This window comes from Bradyrhizobium xenonodulans, from assembly GCF_027594865.1.
Classification (GTDB): Bacteria; Pseudomonadota; Alphaproteobacteria; order Rhizobiales; family Xanthobacteraceae; genus Bradyrhizobium; species Bradyrhizobium xenonodulans.
This window is the reverse complement of record NZ_CP089391.1, coordinates 6,992,506-7,008,393: the sequence shown is the minus strand read 5'-3', so window position 1 is coordinate 7,008,393 and position 15,888 is coordinate 6,992,506. Positions and strand designations below refer to the sequence as shown.

At 60.2% G+C, this 15,888-nt stretch carries 13 protein-coding genes; 8 read left to right on the top strand and 5 right to left on the bottom strand.

Features of this window, described 5'->3' with window-relative positions; translation table 11 throughout:
• The first annotated feature begins 191 nt into the window (after positions 1-191).
• The 7 genes from sfnG (at position 192) to I3J27_RS33225 (ending at position 7,619) form a co-directional block, all read left to right on the top strand.
• The gene (sfnG, locus tag I3J27_RS33255) at positions 192-1,298 is read left to right on the top strand and encodes a dimethylsulfone monooxygenase SfnG (protein WP_270163106.1); all 1,107 of its coding nucleotides are present in this window, start codon (positions 192-194) and stop codon (positions 1,296-1,298) included.
• A gap of 116 nt (positions 1,299-1,414) precedes the next feature.
• Positions 1,415-2,242 carry an ABC transporter ATP-binding protein gene (locus tag I3J27_RS33250; RefSeq protein ID WP_370691994.1) on the top strand — a complete coding sequence of 276 codons (828 nt, stop codon included), beginning with the start codon at positions 1,415-1,417 and terminating at the stop codon, positions 2,240-2,242.
• On the top strand, positions 2,242-3,132 hold the full coding sequence (locus I3J27_RS33245) for a branched-chain amino acid ABC transporter permease (protein WP_270163105.1): 891 nt from the start codon (positions 2,242-2,244) through the stop codon (positions 3,130-3,132). The genes I3J27_RS33250 and I3J27_RS33245 overlap by 1 nt, the downstream gene beginning before the upstream one ends.
• 3 nt (positions 3,133-3,135) lie before the next feature.
• Positions 3,136-4,182 carry a branched-chain amino acid ABC transporter permease gene (locus I3J27_RS33240; protein ID WP_270163104.1) on the top strand — a complete coding sequence of 349 codons (1,047 nt, stop codon included), beginning with the start codon at positions 3,136-3,138 and terminating at the stop codon, positions 4,180-4,182.
• Between the two features lie 27 nt (positions 4,183-4,209).
• On the top strand, positions 4,210-5,541 hold the full coding sequence (locus tag I3J27_RS33235) for an ABC transporter substrate-binding protein (RefSeq protein ID WP_270163103.1): 1,332 nt from the start codon (positions 4,210-4,212) through the stop codon (positions 5,539-5,541).
• 66 nt (positions 5,542-5,607) lie between these two features.
• The gene (locus I3J27_RS33230) at positions 5,608-6,402 is read left to right on the top strand and encodes an ABC transporter ATP-binding protein (protein ID WP_270163102.1); all 795 of its coding nucleotides are present in this window, start codon (positions 5,608-5,610) and stop codon (positions 6,400-6,402) included.
• 20 nt (positions 6,403-6,422) lie between these two features.
• A complete protein-coding gene (locus I3J27_RS33225; protein ID WP_270163101.1) occupies positions 6,423-7,619 on the top strand; it encodes an acyl-CoA dehydrogenase family protein in 1,197 nt (398 codons plus the stop codon).
• Positions 7,620-7,858: 239 nt separating this feature from the next.
• Here I3J27_RS33225 and I3J27_RS33220 read toward each other — a convergent pair whose 3' ends face one another.
• From I3J27_RS33220 to I3J27_RS33200, 5 genes are all read right to left on the bottom strand, one after another.
• The gene (locus tag I3J27_RS33220) at positions 7,859-9,466 is read right to left on the bottom strand and encodes an acyl-CoA carboxylase subunit beta (RefSeq protein WP_270163100.1); all 1,608 of its coding nucleotides are present in this window, start codon (positions 9,464-9,466) and stop codon (positions 7,859-7,861) included.
• A gap of 1 nt (position 9,467) precedes the next feature.
• Positions 9,468-9,971 (bottom strand): acyl-CoA carboxylase biotin carboxyl carrier protein subunit, encoded by a 504-nt coding sequence (locus I3J27_RS33215; RefSeq protein WP_270163099.1) that lies wholly within the window; start codon positions 9,969-9,971, stop codon positions 9,468-9,470.
• 1 nt (position 9,972) lies between these two features.
• Positions 9,973-11,448, bottom strand: a complete 1,476-nt coding sequence (locus I3J27_RS33210; RefSeq protein WP_270163098.1) for an acetyl-CoA carboxylase biotin carboxylase subunit — start codon at positions 11,446-11,448, stop codon at positions 9,973-9,975.
• Positions 11,449-12,782: 1,334 nt separating this feature from the next.
• The gene (locus I3J27_RS33205) at positions 12,783-13,721 is read right to left on the bottom strand and encodes a class I SAM-dependent methyltransferase (RefSeq protein ID WP_270163097.1); all 939 of its coding nucleotides are present in this window, start codon (positions 13,719-13,721) and stop codon (positions 12,783-12,785) included.
• Positions 13,722-14,103: 382 nt separating this feature from the next.
• Positions 14,104-14,310: a hypothetical protein gene (locus I3J27_RS33200; RefSeq protein ID WP_270163096.1), complete on the bottom strand. Its 207-nt coding sequence runs from the start codon at positions 14,308-14,310 to the stop codon at positions 14,104-14,106.
• A gap of 397 nt (positions 14,311-14,707) precedes the next feature.
• Between I3J27_RS33200 and I3J27_RS33195 the strand changes: the two genes are divergently transcribed.
• Positions 14,708-15,877: a metallopeptidase domain-containing protein gene (locus I3J27_RS33195; RefSeq protein ID WP_270163095.1), complete on the top strand. Its 1,170-nt coding sequence runs from the start codon at positions 14,708-14,710 to the stop codon at positions 15,875-15,877.
• Positions 15,878-15,888 lie beyond the last annotated feature (11 nt).

The window sequence follows — 15,888 nt, the reverse complement described above, 5'->3', positions numbered from 1 at the left end:
CCGCTCTGTTGATGAGACCATCCTGCGTCAATGGCACCTGCACCGCAGATCGCCAAGAGTTCTACGACTTCTAGTTTAGCGTCGGATTGAATTGGGTATGCACCCGCTTGTCCCGAGCGGCGTGAATGCACTGTGCTGCCTGCTTTAACCCACCGTTCGCCCATCACAAGCCAATCACGTGAGGTGACAGCATGACCACGAACAGCAATGCCATCAAATTCGCCTATTGGGTGCCGAACGTGTCCGGCGGCCTCGTCATTTCCTCGATCGAACAGCGCACCAGTTGGGAAATCGATTACAATCGCAAACTGGCCCAGATCGCCGAGAAGGCTGGCTTCGACTACGCGTTGAGCCAGATCCGCTTCACCGCAGGCTATGGTGCCGACAAGCAGCACGAATCCGTCAGCTTCTCGCACGCGCTTCTCGCAGCCACTGAAAAGCTCAACGTCATCGCCGCCATCCTTCCCGGCCCATGGAATCCGGCGCTGGCCGCAAAGCAGATTGCGACGATCAGCCACCTGACCAATGCCCGGGTCGCGGTCAACATCGTCTCAGGCTGGTTCCGCGGTGAATTCCATGCGATCGGCGAACCCTGGCTGGATCATGACGAGCGCTACCGCCGCTCGGAAGAGTTCATCAACGCGCTGCGTGGGATCTGGAACGAGGAAAGCTTCACCTTCAACGGCGACTTTTACCGATTTCGCGACTACTCGGTGAAGCCGAAGCCGCTCGACCCACTGCCGGAGATCTTCCAGGGCGGTTCCTCGCGCGCTGCCCGCGACATGGCCGCCCGCGTCTCCGACTGGTATTTCACCAACGGTAACACCCCAGACGGCCTGAAGACGCAAGTCGACGACATCAGAAGCAAGGAAAAGGCGTTCGGCAAGAACTGGCGAACCAAGATCGGCATCAACGCGTTCGGCATCGTCCGGCAAACCGAAAAGGAAGCCAGGGACGTCCTGCAGGAAATTCTCGACAAAGCGATCCCGGATGCCGTGCGCGGCTTCCACCATGAGGTCCAGAATGCCGGCAATGCCAGCCCTGAGCGTGAGGGCAATTGGGCCAAATCCACCTTCCAGGATCTCGTCCAGTACAATGACGGCTTCCGCTCGAATCTGATCGGCACGCCGCAGCAGGTCGCCGAACGCATCATCGAGCTCAAACGCGCGGGCGCTGATCTGATTCTGCTCGGGTTCCTGCATTTCCAGGAAGAGGTCGAATATTTCGGCAAACATGTGATCCCGCTGGTCCGCGAGCTCGAGGCGAGAGCGCCCGCGCACGTTCAGGCTGCTGAATAGGCGCAAGGAAAGGCAGCCAGGTGGCGGGGATTGCGACAGGAGCCGGCGTACTTCGGCTGGAGGAGCTGCCTCCGGATGGAGACGTGCGTGCGTCGCGTGGAGAACGGGGTGAGGCGATAGTGAGCCGCACCGAGCAGGCCGGCCAAACGCTCGCGCGGCCGGTCCTCAGACTTGCGAATATTTCGCTGACTTTCGGCGGGGTCGCGGCGCTTCTCGATGTCGATCTGCACGTCGCCGAGGGCGAAATCCGGGCGGTGATCGGGCCGAACGGCGCCGGCAAAAGCTCGCTGCTCAACATCGTCAGCGGGCTTTATCGACCCGATCAGGGCGAGGTGTGGTTCGGCGATCGCTCATTTCGCGAAGTGCCGACGTCGAAGCTTGCCACGCATGGCGTGGCCCGGACGTTTCAGAACCTTGCCCTGTTCAAGGGGCTTTCCGTTTTCGACAATGTGCTGATGGGGCTGGCGCATCGCGTGCGCGCGGGCCTTCTGCGGCAGATCGTCGGCTCACCATTGGCGCGGCGGATCGAGGCAGAGAATCGCGCGGCTGCGGAAGAGGTGATCTCTTTCCTACACCTCTCCGAAGTTCAAGATCGCATGGTCGGAACGCTGCCTTACGGGCTCCAGAAGCGGGTCGAACTGGCGCGGGCACTGGTTGTGCGGCCAAAACTCCTGCTTCTGGACGAGCCGTTCGCCGGCGTGACGGTCACGGAGAAACAGGAGTTGTCGCAACATGTGCGCAACGCCCGCGACAGCTTCGGCGCCACCATCGTCCTGATCGAGCATGACATCGGCGTCGTGATGGAGCTGTCCGACCGCGTGGCCGTGCTCGATTACGGACGAAAGATCGCCGACGGCACGCCCGACCAGGTCCGTGCCGACCCAGCAGTGATCGACGCCTATCTCGGCGTCGCACATGAGGACGATACGGAGCTTGCGATCTGATGATCGATTTTCAGTTTCTGATTGAGGTTCTGATTGGCGGCCTGCTTTCGGGGGTAATGTACTCGCTGGTGGCGATCGGGTTCGTGCTGATCTACAAGACCTCCGGCGTGCTCAACTTCGCGCAAGGCGCGATGCTGCTGTTTGCGGCGCTGACCTTCGTTAGCCTGGTCGAGCGTGGTACATCGTTTGCCGCAGCGCTGGCGGCAACGCTGGCGATCATGATCGTGTTAGGCATCGTCATTGAGCGGGCGGTGCTGCGGCCACTGGTCAACCAGCCACCGATTACGTTGTTCATGGCGACGCTCGGACTCTCCTACGTGATCGAGGGCGCTGCGCAGCTTCTGTGGGGCACGCAGGTGCATGGTCTCGACATCGGCATCAGCGACACGCCGTTCGAAGTGGCGGGCGTGCTGATCAGTCAGTTCGACCTGTTTGCGGCGGCCGTCGCGGGCAGCCTGGTTGCGCTGTTTGCGCTGTTCTTTCGCTATACCCGCACCGGGCTGTCGTTTCGTGCCGTAGCCGATGATCAATTTGCCGCCCTTGCGGTGGGCCTGCGGCTGCCGCGGGTGTGGGCCGCGGTCTGGACGGTGGCCGGAATCGTTGCTCTCGTCGGCGGCCTCATGTGGGGCGCACGGCTCGGCGTGCAGTTCTCGCTGTCGCTCGTCGTGTTGAAAGCGCTGCCAGTGCTGGTGCTCGGCGGGTTCGATTCGATCGCCGGTGCAATCGTCGGCGGTCTCCTGGTCGGCGCCATCGAAAAACTGGCAGAGGTCTATGTCGGGCCGTTCTTTGGCGGCGGCATCGAGGCGTGGGCGGCCTATGTCGTGGCACTCGCACTCTTGCTGATCCGGCCATCTGGCCTGTTCGGCCAGAAGCTGGTGGAAAGGGTGTAGGCTATGACCGCTCTTACACCCGCCAGACTGCGCTGGCCTTCGACCAAGACGCTGTGGATCGGCATCGCGATCTTGGCCGCCTACGGCGTCGTTCCGCTTGCGGGATCGGACTATGTGCTGGATGCCGTGCTCACGCCGTTCCTGGCGCTGGCGCTTGCCGCGGTCGGGCTCAACGTCCTCACCGGCTATGCGGGGCAGGTTTCGCTTGGTTCGGCGGCCTTCCTCGCTGTCGGCGCGTATGCCGCCTACGACCTCCATCTTCGCGTCCCGGCCTTGCCGCTGCTCGTCGATCTGGTGCTGGCCGGCGGCATTGCGGCGGCAATCGGCATCCTTTTCGGGCTGCCGAGCCTGCGGCTGCGTGGCTTCTATCTCGCGGTATCGACGCTCGCCGCGCAATTCTTCGTGCAGTGGGCGCTCACCAAGTTCGGCTGGTTCTCCAACGACAATCCGTCCGGGGTGATCGACGCGCCGGTTCTCAAGATTGGCAGCATCACGTTTACCAGCGCCGCCGAACGCTACGTCTTCTCGCTGACGATCGTGGTCGTCTTGACGCTGTTGACCCTGCGACTTGTACGCTCCCAGTCCGGCCGCAACTTCGTCGCGGTGCGCGACCACGAGATCGCGGCAAAGGTGATCGGCGTGCCGCTGCTGCGCACCAAGCTACTCGCCTTCGCGACCTCGTCCTTCCTCATCGGCGTCGCCGGCGTGCTCTGGGCGTTTGCGTATTTGCGCACCGTCGAGCCGGCCGGCTTCAATCTCGATCGCTCGTTCCAGATCCTGTTCATCATCATCATCGGCGGCTTGGCATCGCTGCGCGGATCTTTCGCCGGCGCGGCCTTCATCGTCGTGTTCCCGCTACTGCTGTCGCGGATCGGCGCCGCCTTGTTCGGCAGCGTGTTCGATTCCGGTGTGCTGGAGATGAGCCAGCGTATCATCATCGGTGCGCTCATCATTGTGTTTCTGATCGCTGAGCCCCGCGGGTTGATCGCCCTGTGGGACCGTGCCTGGTCCGCCGTTCGGCCCGCGAATCGCCCAGCGATCCCGAGTTGAGATGGACTTCATCAAAAGGAGCTTGCAATGAACATGTTGAGACGTTTGAAGGTGACGGTGGGCGCGGCGCTCGTCGTCGGTCTAACCGGTACGTTGGCGGCGCACGCCGACGAACAGTTTTTCCCGCTCCAGAGCTATCGCGTTGGCCCCTATGCCGCGGGCGGCACCGGGTTCTTCGGGGGCTTCATCGACTATCTCAATCTGGTCAACACCCGGGATGGTGGCGTCAACGGCGTGAAGCTGACCTGGGATGAAGGCGAGACCCAGTACGAGGTCGAGCGTGGCATCGAAGTCTATGAGCGGCTGAAGAGCCGCCCAGGAATCGCAGCCTGGAATCCGCTGTCGGTCGGCATTGCCTATGCCATGATCGACCGCATCACCAAGGACAAGGTGCCGCTGATCACCATCAATCACGGTCGTACCGATTCGACCGATGGCCGTATATTCCCTTACGTGTTTCCGCTGCTGCTCAATCCCTACAGCGAGACCTCCGGCATCGTGAACTACATTGCCTCAAGGGAGGGCGGTCCGGACCAGCTGAAGGGCAAGAAGATTGCCGTGCTCTATCATGGTTCGCCCTACGGCAAGGAGACGATTCCGATCTACAAGCTGCTGGCGGACAAATACGGGTTTGGCCTCGAGCAGATCGAGGTGCCGCATCCCGGCAATGAGCAGCAATCGCAATGGCTCTCGATCCGTCGGGCGAAGCCGGATTATGTGGTGCTGCGCGGCTGGGGCGTGATGAACCCGGTGGCCCTGAAAACCGCGCAGAAGGTCGGCTTCCCCGCTGACCACATCATCGGCAATGTATGGTCCAATTCCGAGGAGGACGTCATCCCCGCCGGCGATGCGGCCAAGGGTTACATTGCAATCACGACCCAGGCCTCTGGCGCCGAATATCCGGTGCTGCAGGAGGTGATCAAGACCGTCTATGGCGCGAACAAGGGCAATCTCGACGATAAGAAGCGGATCGGCAGTGTCTATCACAACCTTGGGATCGTAAACGGAATCCTCAACGTCGAAGCGGTCCGGATTGCGCAGGCAAAGTTCGGTAAGCGTACCTTGAACGGCGACGAGGTCCGTTGGGGCTTTGAGCACCTGCAACTCGATCCGGCACGGGTGGAGGCGTTGGGCGCCAAGGGCCTGTTCCACTCGATCAACGTCACCTGGGACAATCATGAAGGCGACGGCCGGGTCACCTTCCAGCAGTGGGACGGTAGCAAGTGGAAGGTCGTCTCGGACTGGATCGCGCCCGACTGGGCGTTCCTCCGCCCGATCATCGAGAAATCGTCGACGGCCTATGCGAAGGAGCACGCCATCAAGATCCGTACCTCCGGTGACGATCCGGTGGGCCAGTAGCGTAAACGCGACGCTCAATACCTACGGGAGCAGAGGCTCCCGCAGGTTCAGATCAATGGGTCAGGCATGAGTGACGTTCTGCTTTCAGTCGAGCGATTGGCCGCAACCTACAATCGCGCCATTCGTGCCGTGAATGACGTATCGTTCGCGGTTCGGCCCGGCGAGATCGTTGCCGTGCTCGGCGCAAATGGCGCCGGCAAGTCGACGACGCTGCAGGCAGTCTCGGCGCTGCTGCCGGCGCGGCGGGGCCAGGTGGCCGCCGGACGCATTGTTTTTCAGGGCCGCGACATTGCATCCGCATCGCCCGCGAAACTGATCCGAGGCGGGATTGTTCCGGTCCTTGAAGGCCGGCGTTGCTTCCCATCGCTAACGGTGGAAGAGAATCTGATCACTGGCGCGATCGGCCGCGACGCAAAATCTCGCGAGATCCGCGCCGGTCTCGACGATATCTATGAGCTCTTTCCGCGGTTGAAGGACCATCGCAAGACAATCTCCGGGCTCACCTCGGGTGGCGAGCAGCAGATGACCGCGATCGGCCGCGCGCTGATGTCGCGGCCGCGACTGCTGGTGCTCGACGAGCCGTCGATGGGGCTCGCGCCACTCGTGGTCGAAGGCATTTTCCGTGCGCTGAAGCAGCTCAACCGCGAACAGGGTCTCTCGATCCTCGTCGCCGAACAGAATTCGACGGTCGCGCTGCGCTTTTCCGATCATGCGGTCGTCCTTGAGAACGGCCGCAGCGTGCTGTCCGGCGCATCCGTCGCGTTGCGCAACCGCGATGACATCAAGGCACTTTACCTCGGCGGTTCACAGCAAACGGATGTCGGCGAGAAACCGCTCACCCGCGCCATTGCTGGACATTGATCAACACAGGGGAGAAGGACATGGCTAACGAAAATCTGGCGCGCAAGATCGATCAGGACGTCTATTCCCGGCTGGATGCCGCGATCGATACGACCGTAAAGGTCAACGCCGATCGTAACGATCTGGAAAGCCGCTTTCCCAGGGAAAATCTAACGGCGTTGGCGGAGGCTGGTTGGACCGGCGTGCTGAACGAGCCGCGGTTTGGCGGACTTGGGCTTGGTCATGTCGATTTTGCGGAAGCCGCTTACCGCATCGGACAAGCCGACGCGTCGACCGGCCTCGTCTACATCATGCATGTCGGTGCGGCGCAGACCATCAATCTGTTCGGCAGCGATGATCAGAAGGAGCGCTGGCTCAAGACCCGCAATGGCGGCCTGCTTGGCACCTATTCGACCAGTGAACGCGCCACCGGCGGACACTGGTGGTATAATTTGTCTGAAGCCTCGCGTGACGGTGAGGACTATCGGGTCAATGCCGAGAAATCCTTCACAACGAGTTCCGGTCAGGCCGACTTCTATGTGGTGCAGACGCGCACGCCCGGCGCCAAGGACCAGGCCGATATCGTCTTCTTCATTGTTGACGGCAAGTCTGCGGGTATAGAAGCGAAGCCTTGGGATGCCCTCGGCGTGCGTGGCAATCACTCGGGCCCCATCCGCTACACGAACGTGCGGGTACCGCGACGGGATCGGATTGGCACTGAAGGGCAGGGCAAGGAAATCATCTATAACGGCGTATCACCAGTCTATCTGATCGGGCTCGGCGCGGTCTGGGAAGGGGTGGCCCGCGGCGCCTTGAGCGCGGCGGTCGCGCACACCACGAGCTTCGTGCATAAGGACCGGAACAAGAGTCTCTCGGACTACCAAGCAATTCGTCAGGAGCTCGGTGCGGCCAAGGTGCTCGTCGAGACGCTGCGGCCGTGGCGTCTCGAACTGGCCGCAAGGCTTGACGCGCTGTGGCGCGCTGGCAAGCCGCAGAGCGAAATCCTGATCCCGCTGACCGAGTTCAAGGTCCATGCCGCCGAAGTCGCGAACAAAGTCGCTGCGACGGCACTGACAGTGACGGGTGGCTACGGCTATCACCGTGGGCCGATCGAGCGCGCGTTCCGCGACGCGCGTGCAGCCATCGCGATGGGACCCTCGAACATCATTGCCCGGGATTGGATCGGCAAATCGCTGGTCGGCCTGCCCCTCGAGCTGTTCTACGAAGGGGGCGAATAGATCGAAATCCGCGAGCTTGATCTGCCGATCGGCGGAACGAACATCTCGTGCAATGAGCGGGATTTTCAGGGAGAAGGCGGTAACCGAATTGGTGATCACCGTCACTCCACCAACAGATGCACAGACGACGACCAGCTCTCTTGACCTACTCGCGGCAGAGGCGCTTTGGCATTTCATCGGGGCGCGGCGCCTTTGCGAGTCTTCTCTCGTGCTCGCAACCTATCCAAATCGGCAGGACGTCACATTCGGAGTACGCCGTAATGCGGCGAGGTGATTGGGCTGTTGAGCGAGGCACTCAGAACGATTGCAAGCGCGTTTCTGGTATCGACCGGATCAAGAATGCCGTCATCCCACAACTCGGATGTCGCATAATACGCGCTTGACCGCTCCCGATATTCTTCCAGGATCGGCTGACGAATGGCTGCCAAATCCTCCGTGGAGAGGTGCCCATCGTGGCGGGCCAGCTGTCTTGCCTTGACATGTGTGAGCACGCCTGCTGCCTGCTCGGCGCCCATCGCCGAAATCTGAGACTGCGGCCACGTGAACACAAAACGCGGATCGAAAGCCCGTCCCGCCATAGCGTAGGTTCCAGCTCCGTGGGAGGCGTTACAGACGATTGTGAATTTCGGCACCGACGCCCCGGAGACGGCCATGATCAGCTTGGCGCCGTCCTTGGTTATGCCACGCCGTTCGTAGTCGCGGCCCACCATAAAGCCGGTCGTATTCTGCAAAAAGAGCAGAGGCGTTCGAGACTTGTCGCACAATTGGATGAAGTGAGCGCCTTTCAGTGCGCTTTCGCTCAACAGCACACCGTTGTTTGCGAGGATCCCAACCTGATAGCCATGCAGACGCGCGAAGCCGCACACAAGAGTCTCGCCATAACGTGGCTTATATTCGTGGAACCGGCTGCCATCAACCAGACGGGCGATGATCTCCCGCATATCGAATTGCGTCCGAGGATCCCTCGGAAGAATACCGTACAGTTCGGATGCACTATAGGCGGGCGGCTCCGGAGCGGCCCGGTTGATCGGGGCTTTTACAGGATCACTCAAGCGAGCGACGATGTCTCGGGCAATTGCAATCGCATGCAGCTCCGAACTTGCAAGATAGTCGCTCGTCCCCGATACGCCGGTATGCAAGTGAGCGCCGCCGAGTTCTTCGGCGGAAATCTCTGCACCGGTGGCAGCTTTGACGACCGGAGGACCGCCCAGAAAGATCGCTCCCGTGCCCTCAACAATGATGTTGTAGTCGCTAAGCGCCGGGACGTATGCGCCGCCGGCGCTGCAATGGCCCATGGCTATACCGACCTGCGGTACTCCCATCTTTGAAAGAATGGACTGATTGCGCAAGATTCGACCCGCGTGATAGCGATCAGCAAAGAACTCCGCCTGTAAGGGCAAGAAGCCGCCGGCACAGTCGCACAAATGAACGACCGGCAGGCAATTCTCCATCGCGATGTCCAAGGCCCGCACGATCTTCTTGACCGATAGCGGATACCACGCCCCGCCTTTGACGCTAGCGTCATCTGCGTGGATGACGACCTCTCGGCCCGCGACAATGCCGATCCCAACGACCTGAGCGGCACCGGGCACCTCACCATCATAGGCTTTGGTAGCCGCCAGCGTCGAAAGCTCGAGGAACGGGGTTTCCGGGTCAAGCAAAGCCTCGATCCGATCACGCACAAACAGCTTGTTTTGCCGCTTGAGACGCTCAAGATCCCGCATCGGACGCGCGAAGCGGGCGGCATGCTGGCGCTCCTCCAATTCTTTTGCAAGTCGCCTGTTATGAACTTCGTTGAGCCGATAGTCTTCCGAATTGACATCCACCAGAGACGAGAGCTGCTGCATTTCAGGTCCGCTCCTCTAGGAGCGTAACCAGTACAGCATCCTGCTCAAAGCTCTCGCCCTCCTTGAAGTGAATACGCTCGACAATGCCATCTTGCGGAGAACGTATGACGGTCTCCAACTTCATGCTCTCGATCGTCATCAGGGCCGTCCCGGCAAAAACGGCCTGACCAGGCGAAACCCGGGCGCCAATGACGACGCCCGGCATTGGCGCGCGAGCGACGGCTTGGTTTATCTCCTGCTTCGACGTGGCAAGCGTTCGCAATGGGTCGCGGTAATGCAAACTGCGCGTTTCGCCACTCATGTGCACGTGAATGGTTTCGCCATCAATGGCGAACCTGATGGGCCGGCTTTCACCCGCAATAATGACAACACCGCAGCCGTCACCGCGATGGGAGAACGCGACCGGCGCAATCACCCTGTCATGCAAGCAGAGACGGTAGTCCTCTCGGCAGCGTGACAGCCATAGCTGGTATTCGACGCCATCGACCTCAAAAGAGTGATTCACGTTAGTTTCTCCAACTGCCCAGCGCCGCGTGAAGGTCGGACACGGCATCTGCCGATTCGCGGACCGGTCCGGTCAGCAGGGCGCCTGCTACCAGGAAGGCCGACAAGTCGGCCCGGGGGTCGCCTGCGGCGATATGCGGATGTTCCTCAAGATAACCCGTGTGGATGTGTCCATGCAGAAATCCGTCGTCCGCGAGGATTCGGGCAAGGAAGCTTGCGTTGGTTGCGCAACCGAGAAGCACCAAGTCCCGCATCGCGCGATGCGCCTTTTGCGCAGTCTCGATACGGGAGGGGGAATGCACGATGATCTTGGCGAGCAAGGGGTCGAATGCTGTCGTGACCTTCTGACCTCGCGAAAGGCCACTGTCGATGCGTATACCGTCGCCGTCGGGGTAGTCGAGCACAAGCACCTTACCTGTTGTCGGCGCATATCCGCGCTCCGGCGCTTCTGCACATAACCTGGCTTCGATGGCGTGTCCGTTCGGCACAATGTCCGATTGTGCCAATCTCAGTGGGCGGCCCGCAGCGATGTGGATCTGTTCGGCAACAAGATCAACGCCGGTGATCATCTCGGTCACGGGATGCTCAACTTGCAAACGCGTATTCATTTCCAGAAAATGGAACTCTTCTCCGCCAAGGATGAATTCGACAGTGCCTGCACTGTGATAGTTGGCTGCACGGGCGATGCCGACGGCGGCATCGCAGACCCGTTGACGCAACTCCGACGACAGCCCCGGCGCGGGCGCCTCTTCGATGACCTTCTGGAACCGACGCTGGATCGAGCACTCCCGCTCGAACAGATGGGTAACGTTTCCGAAGGCGTCGCCGAGCACCTGGACTTCGATATGACGCGGGCTTTCGATATATCGTTCGACATAAAGCCGCCCATCTGCGAAGTAGCGTTGCGCCTCGCTGCGCGCCTGGGCAATTGCGTCCTCCAGGGCGCCGGTGTCGCGCACAATCTGCATGCCCTTGCCGCCACCGGCCGCGGAAGGCTTTACGACCAAAGGGGCTCCCATGGCCCCGGCTCTGCGCACGAAGGTCGTTGGATCATCTTCCTCGATGGCGCAAGGAGCGACCGGAAACCCGTGCCGCTGTACGAAGTTCCGAGCCCGGATTTTGTCGCCCATCAGCTCGATGCTTTCGGGGGCAGGTCCGATGAATGTGATGCCGGCGCTCGTAACGGCCCTGGCGAACTCCGCGTTCTCCGACAGAAATCCATAGCCTGGGTGCAGTGCACCAGCGTTCGCTTTTCGGGCGGCGGCGATAATCTGCGGGATGTCGAGATAGGCAGCAATCGGCGTACGACCATCGATCGCGATGGCTGCATCGGCCATAGAGACCGCAAGCGTGCCGGCATCAATGTCGTGGTAGACGATCGCAGAACGAAGCCCGAGCTTGCGAAGGGTCTTGATGATACGAACCGCGATCTCCCCCCTATTGGCGATCAGAACGGTATCAAAAGGCAGTTCGCGCATTCCCGTACTTTCCGCTGCTTGGTTGCCCGACCACAGACGTTGCGCTTGAGCGCGACGATCGTCCTGTCAGCCCCGCGTCACGTGTCACAACCGTTGATCGGAGCGGTCTAAGGCGACGCCACGCGCACGTGTCGCGGCACGAATACGATCAAGCGAAACCAGCTGTCGCGCATACCTCATCTCGGGCCGCCATTTCCTGTGGCAGCATCCCGAACCGAGATGATTTGGCGACATGGCACGCTCAAGCGGTGGATATTGGCTTTGAGACAGGCCGCGACGGCGTCCTCATCAGGAATGTGGGCGCCGCAGAGGCGAAACGCATCCGGTGTGCACGCCTGTCGCGCCTCCGCTGGGACCGGCCGATCTCGTGCACCTGCACTTCCGCAGCACAAAGCTGTCGTCATCGCAACGCCAAAAAGAGCAATTGTATAGCGACGCGCTGTGGGGCGCGACGACCCGTTGGTTCGCTGCTTGTGGTTCACTTCTATCCTCTGTCGGTGTGATCTACGATATTGTTCATGCTGTCGGATACGACACCAGCGCGTAAGAGACGCCGAGTCGTTCTTAGCTGCACGAGCGGCTGGCGTGCTTTCCAATCTCGCGTCCTCCATTGGACATCGTGCGATGGGCAAGCTTGCGTTCAAGCCCCGCCTCGATGCGAGAATGCCGCGCTCCGATGTCAGATGCCCGAGTCGCCCGAGCGGCGGTCGGACCGGCGGTCCGCGCGTGGTGACCGCTTGGCCGTGTGGGAAGTGCACGGGCATCAGAACAGAGTGTCGCGATGCAGGTTCGAAAGTCTGTGAGGTTCACTATTCTCATCATGCGTCAGGAAGTGACCAACGGTCGGACGTGGTCCGCCGCCTTACCTGCGTGATGATACAAACTCACGTTACGTGCGATTCAAGCCCCTTGAGAGCCGCTCGTGAGAATAGGTCGCGTCGCGCTGCCAGAAGGGTCCGTGCCGAACAAAGTGCCTGCCCAATGCTCGAGGCGGCCCGCACTCGCCGTTACCGCGAGCTCATGGGATATGCAGGCGAGGGCGCCCTTGCAGGCGCCAGGCGAATGAACGCGTCTTGGGGCGCGCCATACGCCTCAATGGCAAAATGTGCACGGAATCACAGCCAGGCCTGGACAGGGTGCAGGCCAATCTCCTCGCGCGCTGCTCGATGCGCGCCTCCCGCCCGGACCCGGTACCGCCGTGCATGGCGGAAACGCTTGTCGCAGCCGCGCAGTCAGGCCTCATCATGCTCCAACCTCGAAAGGAGGGAGCATGATCCACTTCGGTGCGCCATTCCGGAGGCGCACGTGCGGCTATCTGCGAAAACACGAACGTCTCAAGGCTCCAGTGCGATCTGCAAACCCTCGTCGCCTCCAACGTGAACGTAACGCGGCCCGATTGGCCGGCCTCGACCGCTGGCGACGGTGACAATGTCTTCCAGGGGAGCGGCGCGTGCATCCGATTCAGGGCGGGACAAGATCAGATCCGCATGGAACAGACCTTCCGATTCCAGTCCGGTCGCATCGATGCCAAGAGCCGCCAACGTGGCCAAAGTCCTTTCAAATTCTTCAGCATCGCGAAATCGACGCTGAATAAATGTCGCGCCAGTCAGACGTTCCGTCACAAGACCACGCTTCGCGAACGTCGCAGCCAAGGAATCATAAGGAAACATCCGCAGCACGAAAGAGATGATCCATGGACGTTTCTCTGTCGCATCGAGAATTTTACTGAACGTCTTCTCGGTGACGTAGCCGATGCAGCCCGTTGACATGATGACATCGGTAGGGCGGAGAATACGCGCGCTTTCCGTCGAAAGCGGTTCCTTTTCAAGGTCGGCGACAATACCTTGCTCAAGGAGACCAACGCCCGTTGCATAGCTGACGGCCGGTGCTGATACATCGAGACCGATAAACCGCGCAAGTCCAACGTCAGGCCAAGCCGAATAAAAATTGCGATCGAGACGCACCAGTGTTTCGGAACTGATCGCCCTCATCTCGCGCCGGGCATAGCGGTGACGCAAGCCGCCGAAAGTCAGTGGAAACCGATGCACCGCCGCGTTGATGCCATATGAACAGCCGACATCAAGCACGATCGGCTTGACGCTGGTTGTCGAGGCTTTCGCTGCCAGAATCTGGCGCACGACCGGCTCAGCCACATCCGGGATCATGTAATCCAGGCCTCCCAGGACGGAGAAATACGCTCTTGGATCATCCGAAGCATAGATGTCATCGAAGACAGCTTTATCCTGATTGATACGCGAAAAATCTGTTCGCAACCCCACGTCTCCACATTTCAATTTGCACGTAAGCCCGAGGCTCTTGCCTCGACCGGTACTCTCTTATTGCAGATGTTGGCCGATCTATGAACCTCACGGTGCTTTGCGTTCTGCCTAACCCCAATTCCTTGAAAGATGAGCCAGTCGTTCTCCCTCCGTGAGGCCTGCAGCTCGTCGCATTGATGCTGACGCTGCACATTGAGGCGGGGTGAAGACGTAGAGCGATGGCCAATCCGTGGCGACAAGCTGCGCAGAAGGACGCTTTCCAAGATGCTGGGGGCGGGCTGCGAGCATCTTCTCGACATAACGCCCACTGCAATAGTCGTTCCACTAGGCATCGCCCTCCGCCTAGGTCTCTCTGTATGTCGAGGAGGCGGATGCGCTAACAGCTCAAGCGCATGACGATGTCATGGACCAATCGGACCGTAGAGACGATGTCTACAATAGTGGCCGCGATCTTGCCTTCGCAACTGCTCGAAGTAAGGCCATTGCTGCCATCTTGTGGTGGCTTGACCTCGCTTGCATCCAGACCGTTCAGCGAGACATTAGATGCCCCCGCGCGCACGTGACCTGCCAATACTGTATTCATGATCGCCCTCCGGTCTTTACCTCTCATCTTCCTTCCCGCCTGGGCGAAGTGCCACGGTGTTTCTGAGGGCGTCTCGCCATTGTTCGAACCGACCCGTCATTCTCCACGCGGTGCGGCGGTTTCGGTTGCGAGCGATTCATCGGTTTGAATGGAAGAATATCGGAAGCCGGATCGCAGCTCCCTACCATAATTGGGAGGAGCGTGAGCTCGGTTCACTTCTATAATCCCTCCTCGCACAAGCACTCAAGCTTGTTGCAGCTTCATCGCGAGAGATCGGACAAATCTCCGACCGCGCTGCACAGAACAGCGCGCTCAAGATGACGCTCTGCCCTTCGACAAGTTCAAAATGAAGTCTGGGCAATGTCAGGCCCGGACTGGAGGCGACTTCGAGACAAGCATGTCAGAGATCACGCGTCGTCATGTGTTAGCCCTTGGAGTTTCAGCGTGGCTTCCGGTGATGTCCGGAGGCCCAGCGCGATTCGCCGGGCCGGACCGAATCCCGGTTCTTGACCGAAAGTGGAATATCTATTTGAGCGAAGGTCAGACGGACCCTCGAAGCCTCCCAGCTATTGGCTCGCTGAGAGCGATGATGGTCTTTGTGGACTTCGCCGACGCACCCGGCGATATCAGCGGCACGGACGGGATAGCCGATCATCTCACCGGATACGGTAAGGCCGAGAAATGGTTTAGGGACCAATCGTACGGGCGCCTCACCTTCGAGATTGCCAGAATTCCTGGCTGGCGGCGCATGCCTAAGCCCGCCACCAGCTACACCGGCGCCAACCAACGTTTTACCTTCCAGCAGCACAAAGACTATATGTCAGACGCCGCAGCACTTTTCCCAGAACTCGATGTCCGAACCCACCCCCTGTTGCTTGTCGTTGGCGCGAAGACCGACGGGATTGCTAGTTCACCAACATTTATCGCCACGCCGATCAATGCACCTGTGACTCCAACGGGGCCCGTTCGTTGGGGCGTGACCTTCGGCAAGGACAGCTATACCAACACCCACATGAACCTGTGTCATGAGGTGTGCCACACCCTCGGGTTGCCTGATCTCTATAACTTCGAGCCACCGCGATTTACGACCGGCTCCTGGGACATCATGTGCGATATCTTTCGGGGGACTTCGCTGATCGGCTGGCATCGCCACAAACTTGGCTGGCTTGCAGACGAGCGCAAGGCGTACCTGGCGCACGGTGAGTGTGAGACTGTCCTCACGCCATTGCCAGGCAGCACAGGAATCTCGATGATTGTGGTACCAGCCGACGGTGCGTTGAATCCATCGAAAGTGTACGCGATCGAACTTGCACAGCCGATTCGAGGCCACGATGGCACAACCACCGGCGACGGTGTCCTTGTCTATAGCGTTGATGCCGTCATCCCGACTGGACAGAGCCCGGTGAGAATCGTGCCGGCCAAAACGACGGCGAACTTCAACTACGGGGAATTGTTCGAAGCGCCGTTTTCCTCAGGATCAATCCTCGATGACCCGACGTTGCCGTTCAGTCTTTCGATCAAAGCCAAACGCGAGGACGGCTACGTTGTCGGCGTAAAGGTGCGCTAGCCGAAGTTTTC